13 protein-coding genes and 1 pseudogene are annotated in these 19,999 nt (G+C 35.6%); 9 read left to right on the forward strand and 5 right to left on the reverse strand.

Annotation, left to right across the window (positions count from 1 at the left end):
* Nucleotides 1-147: 147 nt before the first annotated feature.
* The 5 genes from QWZ06_RS23585 to QWZ06_RS23605 all read right to left on the reverse strand — a co-directional run bounded on the left by QWZ06_RS23585 (nucleotide 148) and on the right by QWZ06_RS23605 (nucleotide 5,769).
* The gene (locus tag QWZ06_RS23585) at nucleotides 148-1,047 is read right to left on the reverse strand and encodes a hypothetical protein (RefSeq protein WP_290301576.1); all 900 of its coding nucleotides are present in this window, start codon (nucleotides 1,045-1,047) and stop codon (nucleotides 148-150) included.
* Between the two features lie 670 nt (nucleotides 1,048-1,717).
* A complete protein-coding gene (locus QWZ06_RS23590) occupies nucleotides 1,718-2,779 on the reverse strand; it encodes a DUF3810 domain-containing protein (protein WP_290301577.1) in 1,062 nt (353 codons plus the stop codon).
* On the reverse strand, nucleotides 2,769-4,538 hold the full coding sequence (locus tag QWZ06_RS23595) for an MFS transporter (RefSeq protein ID WP_290301578.1): 1,770 nt from the start codon (nucleotides 4,536-4,538) through the stop codon (nucleotides 2,769-2,771). Before QWZ06_RS23595 ends, QWZ06_RS23590 begins: the two co-directional genes overlap by 11 nt.
* A 40-nt stretch (nucleotides 4,539-4,578) precedes the next feature.
* Nucleotides 4,579-5,307: a lysophospholipid acyltransferase family protein gene (locus QWZ06_RS23600; RefSeq protein WP_290301580.1), complete on the reverse strand. Its 729-nt coding sequence runs from the start codon at nucleotides 5,305-5,307 to the stop codon at nucleotides 4,579-4,581.
* A gap of 3 nt (nucleotides 5,308-5,310) precedes the next feature.
* Nucleotides 5,311-5,769, reverse strand: coding sequence for a GtrA family protein (locus QWZ06_RS23605; RefSeq protein WP_290301582.1), 459 nt, complete (start codon nucleotides 5,767-5,769; stop codon nucleotides 5,311-5,313).
* A 363-nt stretch (nucleotides 5,770-6,132) separates the two neighbouring features.
* On the opposite strand from QWZ06_RS23605, the gene QWZ06_RS23610 reads away from it, so the two are divergent.
* From QWZ06_RS23610 to QWZ06_RS23650, 9 genes and pseudogenes are all read left to right on the forward strand, one after another.
* Nucleotides 6,133-6,396, forward strand: coding sequence for a hypothetical protein (locus QWZ06_RS23610; RefSeq protein ID WP_290301584.1), 264 nt, complete (start codon nucleotides 6,133-6,135; stop codon nucleotides 6,394-6,396).
* A gap of 84 nt (nucleotides 6,397-6,480) precedes the next feature.
* Nucleotides 6,481-7,332, forward strand: a complete 852-nt coding sequence (locus tag QWZ06_RS23615) for a BadF/BadG/BcrA/BcrD ATPase family protein (RefSeq protein WP_290301585.1) — start codon at nucleotides 6,481-6,483, stop codon at nucleotides 7,330-7,332.
* Nucleotides 7,333-7,347: 15 nt separating this feature from the next.
* Entirely contained in the window at nucleotides 7,348-9,633 is a 2,286-nt protein-coding gene (locus QWZ06_RS23620; protein WP_290301587.1) for an NADP-dependent malic enzyme, read from the forward strand.
* 195 nt (nucleotides 9,634-9,828) lie between these two features.
* Nucleotides 9,829-10,632, forward strand: a complete 804-nt coding sequence (locus QWZ06_RS23625; RefSeq protein WP_290301589.1) for a GLPGLI family protein — start codon at nucleotides 9,829-9,831, stop codon at nucleotides 10,630-10,632.
* 82 nt (nucleotides 10,633-10,714) lie between these two features.
* The gene (gene ruvA, locus QWZ06_RS23630; protein ID WP_290301591.1) at nucleotides 10,715-11,299 is read left to right on the forward strand and encodes a Holliday junction branch migration protein RuvA; all 585 of its coding nucleotides are present in this window, start codon (nucleotides 10,715-10,717) and stop codon (nucleotides 11,297-11,299) included.
* 6 nt (nucleotides 11,300-11,305) lie between these two features.
* Nucleotides 11,306-18,393 (forward strand): annotated as a pseudogene (gene sov / locus QWZ06_RS23635) (T9SS outer membrane translocon Sov/SprA).
* Nucleotides 18,394-18,588: 195 nt separating this feature from the next.
* Nucleotides 18,589-19,071 (forward strand): T9SS type A sorting domain-containing protein, encoded by a 483-nt coding sequence (locus tag QWZ06_RS23640; protein WP_290301593.1) that lies wholly within the window; start codon nucleotides 18,589-18,591, stop codon nucleotides 19,069-19,071.
* A 129-nt stretch (nucleotides 19,072-19,200) separates the two neighbouring features.
* A complete protein-coding gene (gene gcvH, locus QWZ06_RS23645) occupies nucleotides 19,201-19,578 on the forward strand; it encodes a glycine cleavage system protein GcvH (RefSeq protein ID WP_160139215.1) in 378 nt (125 codons plus the stop codon).
* The gene (locus tag QWZ06_RS23650) at nucleotides 19,571-19,930 is read left to right on the forward strand and encodes a VanZ family protein (protein ID WP_290301594.1); all 360 of its coding nucleotides are present in this window, start codon (nucleotides 19,571-19,573) and stop codon (nucleotides 19,928-19,930) included. Before gcvH ends, QWZ06_RS23650 begins: the two co-directional genes overlap by 8 nt.
* Nucleotides 19,931-19,999: the final 69 nt, after the last annotated feature.

Here is a 19,999-nt window from a genome sequence, read left to right on the forward strand (position 1 = left end):
TAAATTAACAAAAGTTTTTTTCTTTTATTGGTGAGATATAAAGATGGGTTGGTAGGTTTATTTTAATTTTCAATATTTTAGCCCCCTTAAAATGTAAAAAGATTTTTCATTTTGCAGGATATTATAGCTTTATCTACAATGTTTCTTCTATTCTGTCATGATATTTGCATTTTCCATTTTGAGTTTCTTCAGGAAATCCTTTTTGATTGCAGCGCTATGCTTAAGGCTCGCAAGTCCTATGCTTTTTCTATGGCGGTCTATTGCTGCTGTATCTATTTGTTCCATAAAGCTTCTTCCCATTCCATATTGAGTGGTTTTTCCTGGTGAAAACTTATGTGAATCAACCATCATAGAATAATCGAGTGGAGGACAATCTCCAGATTTTATATATTCAAGAATCTTTGTTTCCAGATAAGGATAAAGGGTATTGGAGCTTCCCATGTGGCTCACAAGGGTTAGCATAGGAGCGTCTCCTATTTTATCTTTGGAAGGAAATCCTATATTTTCAAAAGTCCATTTGAAAAGGCGAGCATTCTTTTCTATATTTTTTCTTACCAATACAGTATCATTAGGTCTTCCCAGCTGATCTCTTGTGAAGGCGATCTTAAAAGAATCAACCATTTGTTGGTTAAGGTCTTTTTTCCAGTCTGCTATTTTTTGTTGTACTTCTGTGTTATCTATCCCATATTTTTTGAAAAGAGGCAGATATTTTTTATAACTGTCATTATAAGGAGCTACTAAGGAAATAAGCTGGTATAAACTTTCTTTGCCTCCAAAATCTTCATGATACTGATCAGATAGTGTAATATAAGTAGAGAACTCTTCAATCATTTCCTGATTTTTAGGGTCGTATTCATTAAAAAGTTTTCTATATTCTTGAATGGCTAACTTAGGGTTATTAGCGAGTCTGTAGGTACTGTCAATTTCATTGACCTTTTTATAATAAGTAATGTAATTTTTTTTGCAAGAAGATAAAATGAAAATACTTATGATTAATATCAAATTAATTCGTAGATATTTTGAGGTATCTCTAGATAAGTGTTTCATATTTTATCATTTTTCAAATGTTGTATTGCAATGTATGAAAAAAAGTGAATTGTTGATCTGTTTTTTGATTGGCTCAATGCTTTTTTTGAAATCGACTGATTTTTAATAGCCTATGAGCGTTTGCCTAAGTAATAAGGATGGATGAAGGGACTATTGGAGTTTGTTGAGATAGTATATAATCATCTTGTTGTAATTGGGTAAGATGATGAAAGGAGGAAATAAAGCTGAAGAGAAGTTTGTAGTCTCAATCATCAGAGGAGAAAATTTTTTACTTTTATAGAGACAAAGATTAGAGATATTCTTAATTATAATGAAAATAACTCTAATTTTTTCATTCTAAAAAAACAGAGATAAGTGGAATGTTTTATTTTTAAATAATTTTTTCATTTTGTATGTTTTTCGTAGTTTAAGTATAATTTAGGTATTATTTTATTAAGTGAAGGGTTGTTTGATGGTAATTGGTGTTAATTGACCTCAAACTCAAAAAAACTTAAAAAATCATAAAGTTTTCATAAAGTTTCAAAAAAGAAATAAAATGTTTTTGTATTTATAAAATATGTCGTACTTTTACATCGCCTTGAATGAGGGAACAAGTCAAGGTAATAAATTTTTTTTCATCATTTGTGTTTTTAGAATCGTATCGCCTGATACGATTCTTTTTTTTTATGTTCTATTTTTCGTAGTTTAAAAGGAGATCAATATAGTAAGAGTAGGTTACAGAACCCTCTTGTTGATTGCTTTTCAAGAATAGATTATTGGTAAATCCAAAAAAGTCATCCAGCCAGCCCTGGTGTCTGAGTATAAAGCTTTTCTCGTAAGCACGGTCTCTTTTCATGCCTGGAGAATAATTTCGAATAACAGACTTTACAAACTCAGGATCTTCTTCAACAATGAATCGTAAGAGACTTTTCAAAGTAAAATATTCAGTACTGTACTTTAAATCTGTATTGTTAGAATGAACCCCTATCAGATATCCGATAAAATTAGCCTCCTGTTCCCTGGCAAAACCTAATTGATGGGAACTTTCGTGAGCGGTGGTAAAAGGAATGAAAGTGTGAGGTAATTCGGAATTATATTGCGCTTCTGCTGTAAAAGGATTGTAGTAGCCCAAGATGCCTGTAAAGTTCATGACATTTTTAAATAAACTCGGTTTTATAGCAAGGATCTGAGTTGCTCTTTTATTGGAAATATACTGTGGAAGTCTGGTTTGCTGGAAAAGGATTTCTTGTTGCACAGCCTTTAGACTGGTAACAACGAAGATACCATTGTGGTCCTCATGGACTGATGAACGTGTCAGTTTACATTTTTCAAGATATTGTAAGGCTAGTTTTTTCGCTTTATTTATATCAGGAGCATCCTGTCTGGAAAGTTTTTTAATGATCGGAGTCTGAAAATACAACATTCCCCAGAATATCTGGTAAGTAAAGTAAAAGATATTGACAATGATAAGGATTCTCAGAAAGGAAGTACTTCTTTTTGTTTTCTTATATAAGGCAATAAGGCTGTATAAAAGGACAATTCCCAGCACGATATAGATGACATCTCCCATCGAAAAAGGAAGCCAGCTGAATGTCATCTGATGTACTTTTTTTTGGAGTTCGAAAAATTGATCAAAGAAAGAGATCATTAGTGAAAATTTCGAAAAACTATAAAACAAAAGAAATTGGGCAAGTAAAACACCTGCCCAAAATCTCTTCTTCTTATATATATGTAATGTATTGTTAGTGTGCACCTTCAGATTCTAAAACGTCAACGTTAATACCCTGTCTAAATAGAGATTTTTTAGCCAAATAGGCAAATAAAGTAATGTACACAAAGCACAGTACAGGAATGATGTAAGAACTGTGAATTCCGATAATATCAGAAAGCTTACCCTGAAGCGGTGGAATAATTCCTCCTCCAAGAATCATCATCACAAGGAATGCAGATCCCTGAGCGGTATATTTTCCTAGACCTGTAATAGCTAATGTAAAAATAGATGGCCACATGATACTACAAGCAAGACCTCCGGAAAGGAATGCATAGATAGCCACATTTCCTGTTGTTAATAGTCCTGTAATCATTGCTGCGGTACCAAATAATCCGAAAATAATTAGGGTTACGGCAGGTTTGTTTTTGCTAATCAAGAATAGGATAACCTGAATCGCTACACAAACGGCATAGAAATAAAGGTGAGACATATCTTTTTGAGCGATTGTATTGATCCCGATAATCACAGAAAAAGCAATGAACGGAACAATGATGGTTGCGATGGTTTGTTGTTGTTTATTCAGATTGAAAACAGCAATAGCACCTGTCCATCTACCAATCATTAAACTTCCCCAATACATGGAAATATAAGGGGCAAGATCAGAAGATTGATGTCCTCCGAATTCCGGCATACTCAAAAGTTCTCCAAGGTTACTTCCTATGGCAACTTCTACCCCTACATAGGCGAGGATAGCAATCATTCCCAGTACAAGCTGCGGATACTTCATAGCCCCCCAACCTTCTGCGTTTTTCTTAGCACTTGAATTGGCAAATACAAGAGAGATAATTACAGCTAATAATGCACCTCCTAAGTACATCATTCTTTTTTTCTCTAAAGGATGTTTTACTGTTTCCAGCTCTACTTTCTTATCTGCAATATGCTGTTTTAATTCTGTGATTTTGACAGCATCAGTTTCTTTTTCAAGAGTTTTGTCTAATACCGTAATTTCATTACCTAATGTTTCAATGTTCTTAGCTTCTTCAGAATTGTAGCTGCTGAATACCGGAATAAAGAAAAGTATGACAAGAGCAGTCATTGCGATCAATGTTTTTCTTGCTTTTCCTGCTTTTTCCATTGGTTCAGTAGAAATTCCGTCAGGAAGTTTCTTTGAAAAGTAAAAAATTCCTGCAGCAATTAGAAAAAGAGCTCCTACTGCTGTGTAAAGAAGGATTACTTTATCCAGTGCAAGATGTTTGATCTGATCATCATCTACTGTAGCTGTAGTTCCGAAAAGCGCTAAACCAACAATAATTGGCCCGATAGACGTCCCAAAAGAGTTGATACCACCCGCAAGGTTTTGCCTGCTGGCTCCGGTTTTAGGATCTCCCAATAATACGGCAAAAGGATTCGCAGCAGTCTGCTGAATTGAAAAACCTAATGCAACTACAAAGAGTCCGATGAGCATACCATAATACACATTACTTTTAACGGCAATAATCATGATTGCAGCACCAAGGGCGGAGAGCAATAGCCCATAAACAATACTCTTTTTATACCCCCATTTTCCAATAATGTCAATTCCTTTTATAGTACTGAATATAAAAAGCAATAATGCTCCCAGAAAATAAGCAGTATAAAAAGCAAAATCTATTAACTGGGACTGAAATTGGTCGAGAGAAAAATAGTTTTTACAAAAAGGGATAAAAATACTATTGCCGGCAGCAATAAAACCCCAGAAAAAAAATACAAGTACAAGTGTGTACAGCGCCGGGTAATTAGTCGGCTGGTTGGTTTTTGACATATTTTATTGAAAATTTCGCAAACAAATATAACTATTTCTTTTAAATGGAATGCTCCATTAAAGTTTTTTTAATTACTTGAAAAGCCTCTGCTTTTAAGTCTTTTGGAGAATCAGTAGGCTCTATAATTCCATTGAAATAAACTTTTACTTTTCCAGGGTAGCCTTTGGAGCTGTCAAAAGGAAACATTTCCTTAAGTCCAATAAAGGTATAGGCTGCAATAGGAGAGTTGTGTTTTGAAGATAATATAAATGCTCCGTCTTTAAAGTCATCCAGGATGATGGAAGTATCATCGGGCACTCCACCTTCAGGGAAAATAGCAATGCTGTTGCCTTCCTCCATTTTCTCAGCACATCTGCGGTATACATCAGCACGGCTTCTTGCACTTGCTCTGTCTACCATGACGCAGATCCTTTTATAAATGGTTCCAAAAATAGGAATATTAACCAGCTCTTTTTTTCCTACAAAACAAATAGGATGTTGTGGAAAAAGAATACAGGTCAGCATGATGTCCATGATCGAAGTATGATTCGAAATGAAAACGTATTCTTTATTTTTATCTTTCTCTTGTTCAGAAAGATTGATGAGATCATACCTGAATCCCATTCCATAAAACATCCCGAAACACCATAGTCGGATGAACTTATATGCGTATTTATAATGCTTTTTATTAAAGGATAAAATATAAACGGGAATCCCAAGAGTGATTGTTAAAACAAAAGCTAATAACAATAGCCAAAATCTCCAGAGATAATTTAAAATTTTTGTCACAATCTAACCGTTAAAAATTACTTTCTTCTTTACCGAATAATTAAGAATGGAAACCAACAGGATTGCTGCAATCTTACTGATTATTTCCGGACTCAAGGTATAAAAAATTAAATTGATATTATCTTTAAATATAAAGCTGTAAAATATCTGGAAGAAACCAAGACTGAATAAAGTGGAAATAAAAGAGACCACCATGAAATAAGCAAACTCCCTTTTCTTGGAATGTTTTCCTCTTTCAAAAACAAACCAGATACTCAGAAAGTAATTGGTGATGATCCCGCAGCTGGTAGAAAAGATATTGCTTAAAGGGTAATGGATACCATAAAAATTGGTTTCTTTTATAAAGATATGAGGAAGGTAAGTACTGAATATTTTAAAGCTGCCGATCTCAACAATGGCGCTTAGTCCTCCTGCAATGATGAAGAACAAAACTTGTTTTTGGCGTATGAGTATTTCTTTCATTTAATTAATATAAAAACTGAAAATATATCTCATATTGTATTGGAAACTAGAATGTTTTATAAGCAAAACAAGGAGTGTTCCATGTAAGCCTTTGTATTCATAATGGTTTTCAGACATTCAAAATGAAGAGCCCTTACAATATGGATATGCAAATTTATAACTATATGTTAAACACTGAAAAAAGTTGTTAAAATATTTTTTTAAATTAAAATTATTTCTAATTTTAATAAGCGGAATGATGTTACTATAACCTGATAATAAATTCATTTTCAATCCCTTGTGGTAATGGGTTTTCTATCTTGTAATGCCTATTTGAAAGCATATTACTCTAAATTTTTATGACCAATTGTTAATAATATTTGTATGAAAAGTCAAAACAAATACAGAAAATTCCAGCTTCAACAAAAAAATATTGAAGCACTGGAAAAAGAAAACTCCCGCTTCAAACGAGTGTATTCTGAATACGAAAATATGTCCAATGAACTTTGGAATCTTGAAAACTCCGGCGGTGAACCTGTTCCGGACGATTTTATCAATGCTATGGTGCTGCAGACATCTTATCTTGAAGATGAAATTGAAGATTGGCTTTTACAATTCAACGAAACAAAAACCAAGATTAAACATTAATGATTTTAGACAGCTTCCAGGTTGTTTTAAATGCTAATTGAAGATAAATTCATAATTTAGCATCTTTAAATTAAATTCTAAAATATGGTTGCTATTGTAGATAGTGGTTCTACTAAATCGGATTGGGTAATCCTTGATGACTTCAAAAAGGTTTTTCTGAAAACTGAAACCATCGGCTTTAATCCGAATTTTATCAACAGAGAGCTTATCGCTCCTGAAATACAAAAGAACAGCAACCTGATATTGGTAAAGAATTCAATTACTAAAGTCTTTTTTTATGGCTCAGGGTGTGGAGTGGAAAAAAACCGCGAAACCATAGAAGCTGAGCTTAAGAAAGTATTTGGAAAAGCTGAAATCATTGTAAAAGAAGATCTAATGGCTGCCGCTTATGCCGCTTATAAAGGGAAACCTGCAATCGTGTGCATTTTAGGGACAGGATCAAACTCTTGTTATTTTGATGGTAAAGATTTAAAAATAGAATTACCATCCCTTGGATTCCTGATCGGAGATGAGGGAAGTGGAAGTGCGATCGGAAAACAGCTGGTACGCAGGTATTTCATGAAAAAACTTCCTGCAGATCTTCGAAGTGAATTTGAGGCAGATTATAAACTTACCATAGAAGATGCATTGAAAAATATGTATCATGCACCAAGACCAAATGCTTATTTGGCTGATTTCAATAAATTTGTTGTAGAAAGAAAGGATCACCCTTACTTTATGAACATGGTTTTCGAGGAAATGAAAAGTTTTTTCGAATACCAGGTTATGCCTTATGAGGAAGCACATGATGCAGAAATCAATTTTATTGGCTCTATTGCTTATTATTATGAAAATATTTTACGCTCTGTAGCGGAAGAACTAAATTTAAATGTGGGACATGTTGTTCAGAAACCAATTGAAAGCTTAGTAGATTACCACATTAAATATATACTCTAACAAAAAATAAAACTTATGTCAAATAACAACAATCGCGACGAAAAGAATTTTAGTCAGGCCGCGTTAGATTATCATAAAGCAGAACCCAAAGGGAAAATCGAAGTTATACCATCCAAGCCACACTCATCTCAAAGAGATTTATCACTGGCTTATTCTCCAGGAGTAGCGGTTCCTTGTATGGAAATCCACGATAAACCTGAGACCGTATACGATTATACAGGAAAAGGAAACCTGGTTGCTGTAATTTCTAACGGTACTGCGGTACTTGGACTAGGAGATATCGGTGCTGAAGCATCCAAGCCGGTAATGGAAGGGAAAGGACTGTTGTTCAAAATTTTCGCCGATATCAACGTTTTTGATATTGAGATCGATGAAAAAGATCCTGATAAATTTATTGAGATTGTAAAAGGAATTGCTCCTACATTCGGAGGAATCAACCTGGAAGATATTAAAGCTCCTGAGGCATTCTATATTGAACAAAGATTAAAAGAGGAATTGAATATTCCTTTGATGCACGATGATCAGCACGGAACAGCAATTATTTCTGCTGCTGCATTGATCAACTCATTACAGATCGCCAATAAGGATATTGATAAAGTGAAAATGGTAGTGAATGGTGCCGGAGCGGCGGCCATTGCTTGTACCAAACTTTATATCTCATTAGGATTGAAAAAAGAAAACGTCCTGATGTGTGACAGTAAAGGAGTAATCAATCATAAAAGAGAGAACCTTACTCCTGAAAAATTAGACTTCATCGCTCAAACAGATATTGAAACATTAGAAGATGCTGTAAAAGGATCTGATGTTTTCGTAGGATTATCCAAAGGAAATGTGATGACTCCTGAGATGTTGCTAAGCATGGGTGAGAACCCTATTGTGTTCGCTTTGGCAAACCCGGATCCTGAAATTGCTTATGATCTTGCTCTTTCAACCCGTAAAGATGTAATCATGGCAACAGGAAGAAGTGATTATCCTAACCAGGTAAACAATGTATTAGGATTCCCTTATATCTTCCGTGGTGCATTAGATGTTCAGGCTACAGCAATTAATGAAGAAATGAAGCTGGCTGCTGTACATGCTATTGCTGATCTTGCAAAAGAACCGGTACCAGAAGCTGTAATTCTTGCTTACAACGTTCAGAGCTTACAGTTCGGAAGAGACTACTTTATTCCAAAACCATTTGACAACAGATTGATTACAAAAGTGTCAAGTGCAGTTGCCAAAGCAGCTATTGAAAGCGGTGTTGCAAGAAAAGCAATTACTGATTTTGAAGAGTATGAGAACCAGCTTTTGGATAGAATGGGTAGAGACGAGAGATTGGTGAGAATGATGCAGAGCCGTGCAAAATCTAACCCGAAAAGAATTACCCTTGGCAATGCTGAAGAGTACAATGTATTGAAAGCAGCTCAGATTCTTTATGAAGAAGGAATTGCTTATCCAAGCCTTTTAGGAGATAAAAAATACATCAAGCAGCAGATGGAACGTTACGGAATTAACCTTGATGTTCCTATCATTGATCCAAGTGATGACGATCAAAAAGAAAACAGAAAGAAATATAGAGAAACACTTTGGAAACTTCGTCAGAGAAAAGGAATGAACGAGTACAAAGCTAAGAGATATGTTCGCCAGAGAGATTATTTTGGGCCACTTATGCTGAAGCATGGTGATACTGATGGGCTTATCGTTGGGTTTTCTAAAAATTATGCTTCCGTATTGCGTCCTGTTTTAGAAGTTATTGAAAAAGATAAAGGCGTAGATAAAGTAGCAGCAATGATGATGATTCTGTCTGAAAAGAAACCTATTTTCTTCGCAGATACCTCTATCAACCAGAATCCTACGGCTGAAGATCTAGTGAATATTGCTAAAATGGCAGAATTTACAGTGAAATCTTTTGCTATTGAACCAAGAATTGCAATGCTTGGATTTGAAAATTTTGCTGCCATCTCTGAAACTTCCAAAAAAGTAGCTAAGGCAGTAACTATTCTTCATGAGAAATATCCTAAAATGATCGTGGATGGAGAAATCCAACCGGATTTTGCAATGAATGCAGATCATTTAAGTGATTATCCTTTCTCAAAACTGGGAACCACTCCAGCAAATACATTCATCTTCCCGAATCTTGAAAGCGCAAACCTTTCTTACAAGATTTTAAGAGGAATGAAAGTAGCACAGGTTATCGGGCCAATCTTGATGGGATTAAAGCAGCCGGTGCACGTTCTTCAGATGCGTTCAAGCGTAGACGAGATCGTAAATCTTGCAACAATTGCTGTTCTTGATGCACAGAGAAGAGAGAAAAAATAATTTGATTGACTTTATTATATAAAAGCACCTTTTAAGGTGCTTTTTTGTTTATATATGTAGGGATATTATTTTTAAAACAATTAGCTCTCTTAATGAGGTTTTTATTATTTTAGCATCAACGTGTAGTGATATACTTTTGTTGTCTAAGATCATCCGCACCCAAAGGACAGAAGAACAAAACTAATAATCTGATATATGCAATTGAAAACGTTCATCGCAATTCTGCTTTTCTCATTCGCTCAAAATTTTTATTCTCAGGATATGAGAATAGACTATAATCTGGTCTATAAACAAGACACATTAAGCTCTGAAACAATATCAAAAAAAATGGTGCTCCTTATCCAGGATGGAGAATCCAGATTTTGTACGGAAAAACAATATCAGGTAGATTCTCTGAGAAGTATTGGCTTTAAAGGTTTTGCCGTGCCAGATAATGTTTTTGATGTGGTGAAGGATAAGCAGAATAGAAGCTCAAGATATTACTATATAGTAGCCGATGTATATAAACTGACAGAACCTATACAGTTGGACTGGAAAATAGAGAAAGAAGTTGCCAAAAAATATGGTTATAATTGTCAGAAAGCAACATTAAACTACAAAGGAAGAGATTGGGAGGCCTGGTTTACACAGGATATTCCATTGCAGGAAGGTCCCTATGTCTTCAAAGGATTACCAGGGCTGATTGTGGAGATGGAAGATAAAAGTCATTCTTATAAATTTTCCTTTTCAGGATTGAAAAAAAGCTTTCATAAAATGAACATTGAGGGTTTTAGTTCTAAGCCAATGGAAATTTCCAGGAATAATTTTAAAAAGGTAATGTTGGACTATTATAATGATCCGTTTCGTGAGATGAGCTCTGGAAATGTGAAAGCAAAACTTAAGGATGAAAAGGGAAATGATTTAGAAATTAATTTTAGGGAAATGACAAAAAATACACAATCTTACCTGAAAAAAAGCAACAATCCTATAGAATTGTCAGAAGCGATTAAATATCCATAGTCGTTAAAAACAATTTATTTTAACCTTTAGTGCTGTATTTGGAGGTTAAATTTTTATATTTGGGGAGTTTCAAAAATTAATAATGATATTTTCTTTACAAGGTACTGTTCAAGAACTTACACCTACCTATGCAGTAATCAACGTACAAGGCGTTGGCTACTATGTGGGGATCAGCTTAATGACCTCACAGACACTTACTTTAAATCAACAAACTGTTTTATTCATTCAGCAGATTATCCGTGAAGATGCTCATCTTTTGTTCGGCTTTAACACTCGTTCAGAAAAAGAGATGTTCAATTTGTTAATAAGCGTTAATGGAGTGGGAGCAGTTTCTGCCCTTATTCTGTTATCTACATTAAGCCTTGATGAGATTGCTTCCGGCATCCTTTCGGGGAATAGTGGACTGATTCAGAAGGCTAAAGGAATCGGAGCAAAAACAGCAGAGAGAATTATTGTTGATCTTAAGGATAAAGTACAGAAATTCAGTGGTCCAGCGGAGAATATTTCATCGCTGGCGAATAATAAAATCAAGGATGAAGCGTTATCTGCATTAGAAGTTTTAGGAATTCCTAAGCGAACGAGCGAGAAGATGGCGGATAAGATCTTAAAACAAAATCCTGACCTCTCCGTTGAAGAATTGGTTAAACAAATTTTAAAAAACATTTAACATTTGGTGGCAAATAATAAGCATTTTAAAATATTTTTGTTCCTGTCGTTCCTCTGTATGTCTGTGAGTGCTTTTGCACAACAGGCGAAAGACACCACGATCATACGAAAGCAATATGAAGTGGCAGACCCTACAAGGTACGAAGCCTATTTCGATATAAAAACCGGTATGTATTATGTATATCCCAAAATTGGAAATACAATTACAGGCCCTCCTACAGCCATGTCCCCGGAAGAGTATAAAGAATATGTACTCGCTCTCCAGACAAGGGCATACTATAAGGAGAAATCAGAAAAATATAATCTCCTTTTTAGAAAAGACAGAAGTGATGCCAGAAAGAAGGGACTTATTCCTTCAGTGATGATCAACAACAAATTGTTTGAAACCTTGTTCGGAGGAAACAAAATTGAGATCATCCCTTCCGGATATGCATCCATAGATTTTGCCGGACTTTACCAGAAAATAGATAACCCGCTGATCCTTCCACAGAATAGGACCAGCTTTACTTTTGATATAGACCAGAGAATTCAGCTTGGATTATTAGGAAAAGTAGGAGAGAATCTTCAACTGAAAGCCAATTATGATACTCAAAGTGGTTTTGCCTTTGAAAACAGAATGAACCTTGTATGGCAGGCAAAAGGAAGCTGGAAAGACCTTCAAAGTAAAGGGCTAGGCAATGTGGATAAACCTAATGAAGGCGGAGAAGATAAAATCATTAAAAGAGTTGAATTTGGTAACGTAAATATGCCGCTTTCAACGAGTTTAATCCGTGGTTCACAATCATTATTTGGGGTAAAAACAGAGTTTCAGTTAGGGAAAACTTTCGGAACTGTTGTCCTTTCTCAGCAACAAGGGGAAGCCCGAAATATTGTAGTGCAAGGCGGTGGAGTAATGAATAATTTTAAAGTGAGTGCCAACGATTATGAAGAGAATCAGCACTACTTTTTAGGGCATTACTTTTTGGATAAATACGATAATGCATTACTCAATTATCCACAAATCAATTCCACCATTAATATCACAAGACTTGAAGTTTGGGTATTGGATCAAGGGAATACGAACCTTGCCTATCAAAAAGGAATTATTGGAATCAGAGACTTGGGTGAAAATGGGGGAACATTACCTGATAACTCATTAAATAACCTCTATAATGATATTTCATCTGCAGTAGGGACTAGAGAAGCTGGTAAGAATTATGAGGCAACCCTTCAGGGAAAAACGTTTCCTGGAAGTACAACACCTTACACCAACGGAGAACATTTTATCTTTAATAGCAAAGCCAGAAAGTTAAACGCGAATGAATATGTCTTCCAGCCCCAATTGGGATATATATCCTTAAATCAGAAACTTAATGATCAGCAGCTTTTGGCCGTATCCTATTCATATACAGTCAATGGGAGCAGTAAAGTATACAAAGTAGGTGAGTTTTCAGAGGAAAGCCCTATTCTTATTACTAAAGTATTGAAAGTTAACAACAGTGTAGATACCAATTCTCCTATGTGGGATCTGATGATGAAGAACATTTATTCTTTGGATGCAGGACAGGTATCTCCTGACGGGTTTATTCTTAATGTTTATTTTAAAGATCAGAAAACAGGAGGTAAGGTAAACTATCTTCCGGATACCTCAGTTAAAGATCTAAATCTATTGAAATTACTGAACTGGGATCGTCTTAACATGAATGGAGATATCCAGAATAATAAAGATGGTACGAAAGGGGACGGAATTTTTGACTTTGTATCTGGCATTACGGTAAGGCCGGAAACAGGTAGGATTATCTTTACCAAAGTACAGCCATTCGGGGACTATATGCAACAGGTATTAGGAAGTAATGATCCTCAATACGTTTTCCATGATCTATATGATCAAATAAAACCAACAGCAGGTCAAACTCCAGTCCCTCAACGTTATACTATTGAAGGTCGTTATAAGGGGGTACAAGGACAAGGTATTTCGCTAGGTGCGGTAAATGTTCCTCAGGGATCTGTAAAGGTTTCAGCCAATGGAGTACAACTTTCCGAAGGGGTAGACTATACTGTAGATTACATGCTGGGAACAGTAACGATCATTAATGAAAATGTAAAACAATCTGGACAGGCCATTAATATTTCATTAGAGAATCAACTTACATTTAATACCCAAAGAAAAAGGTTCCTGGGATTAAATTTAGAAAGAAGATTCAATGAACACTTTATTTTAGGCGGAACAGTTATTAATTATTCAGAATCTCCACTTACCCAAAAAGTAAACTACGGGCAGGAAGCTGTTAACAATACAATGGCGGGGATTAATATGATGTACAATAATCAGGCTCCTTACCTGACGAGATTTACAGATAAACTTCCATTGATAAAAACTGAGGCTCCATCCAATATCAACTTTAAAATGGAAGCGGCATACCTTATTCCCGGATTGAATAAGTCTACCAACAGCCAGTCTTATATTGATGATTTTGAGCAGACTACTTCTAAAATATCTTTAAAGGAACCTGCAGCATGGAGCTTAGCATCAAGACCTGAAAAAAATTCAGCACCTCCTTTTAATATACCGCCTACAAGTGATGACTTAACGAGTGGATATGGAAGAGGATTATTATCATGGTATAATATTGACCCAAGATTTGGGGAATTGGAGGTAAGGCTCCTGGAGGAATTACACCACAATCTGTTTCTAACCATGCTTCAAGAAGGGTATTGCTTTCAGAAATCTATAATAACAGAGATTTTGTAGCAGGAGATCAAACCTATACCAATACTTTTGATATTTCCTTCTATCCTAAAGAAAAAGGACCGTATAACGTTAATACAACAACAGAACAAGCAGCCAGCAGATGGGCGGGTATTATGAGACCTATCAGTGTACCGAACTTTGTAAGTTCAAACATTGAATATGTTGAATTCTGGATGATGGATCCTTATGCTGATGGTCATCAGTTGGGAACTAATCCTAATTATTATTACACTTAGGGAACGTATCTGAAGATATTCTTAAAGATGGGAAGATGTTGTATGAAAATGGCCTTCCTGTTCCGGGATCAGCATCAGCTACAACGGTTTCCAATTGGGGGATACAGCCTAAGCAGCCACCTATTCTATATGCATTCTCTACAGAAGGAGACGGAAGAAGAGCTCAGGATGTTGGATATGACGGTTTGAGTTCAGATCAGGAAGCCATGAGATTCGGAAATACTTTTGTAAACCCGGTAACGAATATTGTTGACCCTGCAGTGGATGACTTTGTATTCTATTTATCCGATAAATTTACAGGAAGTCAAGCTGCTTCCGTTGTTGAGCGTTATAAGTATTTCAGAAACCCGGATGGAAACTCAGAAGCCAATTCATTGAATGTAGCTTCACAGACTCCTGATGCCGAAGATATAAACAGAGACTATAACCTGGATCAAATTGAAAGTTATAATGAATACCCAATAAAATTAGACCAGGCCAGCCTTGGATTAGGAACAGATAATAATATCGTGGATGTGAAAACTGTAAAGGCATCTTTCCTGAACGGGCAAACTGCTGATGTAAAATGGTATTTGTTCAGAATACCGGTTTCCAATTTTGATCCGCAACAAGGAGCTCACAATCCAACTGTACTTAATAATGTAAGATTTGCAAGATTAATGCTTACGGGCTTTGAAAATACGTCTACCTTAAGATTTGGTACAATGGATCTTGTAAGATCAGACTGGAGAAAGTATCCTAAAAGTCTCGCTACGTATTCCAATAATGAATTAGATCCAGCAACTGATGAGGGAGTAACAGTAGATCCTGAAATTGGAAATCTAGAGATAGGGAGTGTGAATATAGAAGAAAATGCTCTTAACCAGCCACCTTACGTATTGCCTCCGGGAATTGACAGACAAGTACTAAGTGGTAATGCAGGGGCACAGAGACAGAATGAGGCTTCATTATATTTAAAAGCAAGTGGCTTAAGAACTAATAAAGCACAAGGGGTGTTTAAAAATACAACCCTTGATATGAGAAGATATAAAAAACTTAAAGTTTTTGTACATGCTCATGAGCCTACGGGTAATTTAGTTGGAATTGATAGTAATACCAAATTCTTCATTCGTTTCGGAAACGATGCTACGGATAACTATTATGAATATGAAACTTCTTTAAAACTTACTCCAACTACAGCGACTGCTCCAATGGAAATTTGGCCTATGGAAAATGATGTGGATCTTGATATACAGAACTTTGTTGATGCAAAAATTAGGAGAGATAAAGTATATGCTGACAAAATCATGCAACGTTTCCTTGATCCAACTTTTGGAGGAGGTGATACAAATAAAAGGATCTATATCAAAGGGCGTCCAAGTTTAGGAAATGTGACGACCATTATGATTGGTATTAAAAACGCAGGAGGATCAAGAGTACCTATAGACAGAATTTTATGGGTTAATGAAATGCGTCTTTCCGATATTGAAAATGATGGGGGATATGCAGGAAATGCGAGCTTAAACTTCAACTTGGGAGATTTTGCAACTGTTAATACCAATGCTTCTTATACTTCAGTAGGATTTGGAAATATTGACTCTAAACCAGCGGAAAGAACTCAGTCTACTCAATCAGCGTTCAGTATTAATACCATGGTGAATGTAGATAAGCTTTTACCGGAAAAGACAGGAGTAAAGATTCCATTGAACTATTCTTACTCACAAACTATCGAAGATCCGAAGTACAATCCTTTGGATACCGATGTTGAATTTAGCAAAGCTCCCAACAGAGATCAGCTTAAAAAAGTGGCAAGAACATATACACAACAAAGAAGTATCGGGGTTGTTAATATGCGTAAAGAAAGAGTCAATCAAAATAAAAAAGCGAAGTTCTATGATATCGAAAACGTATCAGTAACTGCGGTGTATAATGATGATTATTTCAGAGATATTTATACTAAAAGAAATTACAGACAGTATCTGAGAGGTTACGTTGATTACAATTATACCTTTAAGCCATGGGTGATCAAACCTTTCAATAAAATGATCAGTGATACTGCAAAATCTACTAAATATCTGAGATGGGTAAAAGAATTCAATATCAATCCTATTCCAACAAGATTATCTTTCAGAACAGAGATTGACAGAAACTATAGTGAATTAGAGTTTAGAAATATTGAAGCTATTCTAGGTGGAAATACCAGTGGAGATATGAATGCTATCAGAAATAGAAACTTCTACTTCGGGTGGCAGTATGGGCTAGGATTCAATTTTACAAAGTCATTAAAACTGGAAATTAATTCTGCTACGAGAACTCTTAATGATAACATCGATGTAAATACGATGGACAATAAAGCGATTTTCGGGAATGTATTCAGAGCAGGTAGACCTGTATTATATAATCACAGAGCACAATTGAATTATAAACTTCCGTTCCAGTATCTTCCACTTTTGGATTTTATTGATGCAGAAGTAGGATATGGATTTACCTATAACTGGAATGCAAGATCTACAGCCTTACTTGCAAGCCCTGAAGGAAGTTTAGGTTCCATAGGACAGAATACCAATGTAATTCAGGCTACTGCAACAGCGGATATTCCGAAATTCTTTGGCCAATTTAAATATTTCAAAGATATTAACGCTAAGCTTCAGAACGGAAGCAGGAAATGGATTCCCTGAACAATGTATATACAAAGCAATGGGAAAAGAACAGATACAAATACAAGCACTATAAATTCAAAAATAAGCTTACTGTACTTCAAAGTGCTGCATTCTTCCTGACTTCATTCAAGCAGTTGGATGTAAGCTATACGGAGAATAATGGACTGTACTTCCTGGGCTATTGTCAGCTCCAAACTGGTATGGTGCAGGACAGACATTAGGTGGACCTAGTATTGGATTCCTGTTAGGATCTCAAGCAGACATCAGAAGAACAGTGATGGAGAATGGATGGGTGAGTAATTCTGTTTTTATGACAGACCCTTATGTAAGAATGTCAACCAGAGAATTCAGAGCCAATTTGCAGATGATGCCAATGAATGACTTCAGAATAGACCTTAATGTGTTACACAACTTCAATAGTAATTTTTCGCATACAGGATTCAACTACGTTAATGGAACAGGAGTTGCAGACCCTAATTTTACATTTGCTACGGATATGGTGACTTACTCCAACTCTACCATGCTTCTTAAATCGTCATTCAAAGATGGGGCTGCAGTGTATCAGTCAATCAGAGAAAATGCCATGAAGCTTTCACAACAGTTGGGCGGGACGAATGAAATAGGAAATGACGGATTTGCCAAGCATTACAGTATAGCCAATGCTTATGTATTGATCCCTGCGTTCAGAGCTGCTCTTGAAGGAAGATCTATTTCTCCGATAGGCAACCCTAAAAAATCAGGAATACCATTGCCAAACTGGAGAATTACGTATTCAGGATTAAAGAATATTCCAATTATTAGCGGACAGTTCACAAAATTTGATATCCTGCACGGGTATACCGCTACCTATACGGCGACAGGAATTCAAAGCAATATTGATTATCATGCTAATCCTGGAGGGAATTATCAGACAGTAGATGATGCTGGTAATATTAAAGTGAATGATGGAGATAAGATCAATCCTTATACGTTCTCTCAGGTAGGATATGTAGAATCCTTCTCACCACTTCTTGGGATAGATGTTACCATGAGAAACAATATGCAGTTTGGATTACAATACAACAAGAATCGAATGATGGTATTAGGATTGGTAAACCATACCCTGACTGAAGATTCCAATACAGAATATGTAGTAAGACTAGGATACATTGTTCGTAACTTCAGATTAGGGACGGCTAATGTGAGAGGAAGAGGCACAAGAGGAAAAGGCAGTGACCTTAATATCAGAGGAGATATTTCACTAAGAGATAGTAAAACTTCCATTATGAATATTCTGTTGAATGATTCGCAGATTACAGGAGGACAAAGACTTCTTAATATTAAGATTTCTGCAGACTATAATGTCTCCGAAAACTTAAACCTGAGAGTTTTCTATGAACAGATGACTTCAAAATATAAGATCTCAACAGCTTTCCCACTGTCTACGATCAGAGCAGGTATTTCCGCAACATTTACCTTCGGAGATTCCGGCGGTGGTGGCGGATTCTAGAAATAAAACAATACTTTATAATAAAGCCTCTTTCTAAAAAGGAAGAGGCTTTATTTTTTATTAATGATACATTGTTTGTAGAATTAAAGGCTATCTTCGCGAAAAAAATTAACTAAAACAGTCATTTTAGATGATAAAACAGAGAAGCTGACAGGGTATAAAAGCGTGGCCATATCTGGGAAATATTCTGTTGTTATGAAGTCTGGCTTTAGTGTTTCTGCTACAACTGGGGTGGAATTTACTGCGAAAGCACAGGCTCCTTTACCTGCAGATATTCCCGCATGTTCTCTTACTTTTGATGATATACTTAATCCTAAGCTAACGGAAACTCCTAATGAAACTCTCTACCTTAAACAAGCAGGAACGAAATTAAAAGATGAACCATATTACGACGAAATTATACTTAATGGTAATTTAGCAACCCAGGAAGTCGTTATTGATAAGAATGTGAGGCTTTATCCAAACCCTACCAAAGACATATTGAACATTGATTTTAATGGAAAACGTTTCAAAACAGTAGAAGTCTATTCAATAGATGGCAAGAAGATATTAACTCAGGAAGTATCCTCAATGAATAATGTTGAGGTCAATTTATTACGATATCCTCCGGGAATCTATATGGTAACTCTTATTGATTCAAATGGAAAGACTTATCCTAATAAAGTAATAAAGAAATAATTGATTCAACTTAAATCGCTGCTTTTGCAGCGATTTTTTTATTTACCATCAAAATTTAATGAAGAAGCCTATTAAGGCTTTGAACCTTTTAGAATTTTGAATACATTTGTAGAAAATAAAAATTAAAAAATGAACACACCATCAGAATTAAAGTACACTAAAGATCACGAATGGATCAAGATTGAAGGTAATGTGGCTACAATCGGTATTACAGACTTTGCTCAGGGAGAACTTGGGGACATCGTTTATGTAGATGTAGATACAGTAGATGATGATCTTAATGGCGGAGACGTTTTCGGAAGTGTAGAAGCAGTAAAAACTGTTTCAGACTTATTCTTACCTATTGCAGGAAAAGTTATCGAATTCAACTCAGAATTGGAAGACCAACCGGAATTGTTAAATACAGATCCTTATGGAGATGGATGGATCATCAAGTTAGAAGTTGCTGATGGAGCAGATTTATCTGAATTGCTTTCTGCAGAAGATTACAAAGCAATCATTGGATAAGATTTCAAAAATATTTAGTAAGATATTGCCCATTTATTGGGCATTTCTTACTTATATGCTTCTCAAACCCGGAGAAGAGAACCATGAATATTGGTTCATGTTCAGCGGTATCGACAAAGTTTTGCATGTAAGTATATTTGCAGCCTTAGGTTTCTCTTTCATTGCCGCTTTTCCCAAAATAAAATTTTCTTATTTTTTTCAGATCATCCTTATATATGCCTTTCTTACAGAGATTTTGCAGGAAGAAATGGGATTGGGAAGATCCATGGAAACCCTAGATATTGTTGCAGATGTGATCGGTTGTCTCATAGGCTACTATACTTATAAGCTATTGATCAAGCGTTTTTTCTAATCATATTTTTAGAAATTATTACATTCCGATAAATCGTTCAGAATTTAACCCTTCACTCTTCCATATACT

This window comes from Chryseobacterium tructae, assembly GCF_030409875.1.
GTDB classification, from domain to species: Bacteria; Bacteroidota; Bacteroidia; order Flavobacteriales; family Weeksellaceae; genus Chryseobacterium; species Chryseobacterium tructae.

Excerpts from the sequence above, each read along its gene's own strand:
- QWZ06_RS23585 (WP_290301576.1), bottom strand. The coding sequence starts at position 1,047 with ATGAAACACTTATCTAGAGATACCTCAAAATATCTACGAATTAATTTG.
- QWZ06_RS23595 (WP_290301578.1), bottom strand. The coding sequence starts at position 4,538 with ATGTCAAAAACCAACCAGCCGACTAATTACCCGGCGCTGTACACACTT.
- QWZ06_RS23605 (WP_290301582.1), bottom strand. The coding sequence starts at position 5,769 with ATGAAAGAAATACTCATACGCCAAAAACAAGTTTTGTTCTTCATCATT.
- QWZ06_RS23610 (WP_290301584.1), top strand. The coding sequence starts at position 6,133 with ATGAAAAGTCAAAACAAATACAGAAAATTCCAGCTTCAACAAAAAAAT.
- QWZ06_RS23615 (WP_290301585.1), top strand. The coding sequence starts at position 6,481 with ATGGTTGCTATTGTAGATAGTGGTTCTACTAAATCGGATTGGGTAATC.
- QWZ06_RS23620 (WP_290301587.1), top strand. The coding sequence starts at position 7,348 with ATGTCAAATAACAACAATCGCGACGAAAAGAATTTTAGTCAGGCCGCG.
- QWZ06_RS23625 (WP_290301589.1), top strand. The coding sequence starts at position 9,829 with ATGCAATTGAAAACGTTCATCGCAATTCTGCTTTTCTCATTCGCTCAA.
- ruvA (WP_290301591.1), top strand. The coding sequence starts at position 10,715 with ATGATATTTTCTTTACAAGGTACTGTTCAAGAACTTACACCTACCTAT.
- QWZ06_RS23640 (WP_290301593.1), top strand. The coding sequence starts at position 18,589 with ATGAAGTCTGGCTTTAGTGTTTCTGCTACAACTGGGGTGGAATTTACT.
- gcvH (WP_160139215.1), top strand. The coding sequence starts at position 19,201 with ATGAACACACCATCAGAATTAAAGTACACTAAAGATCACGAATGGATC.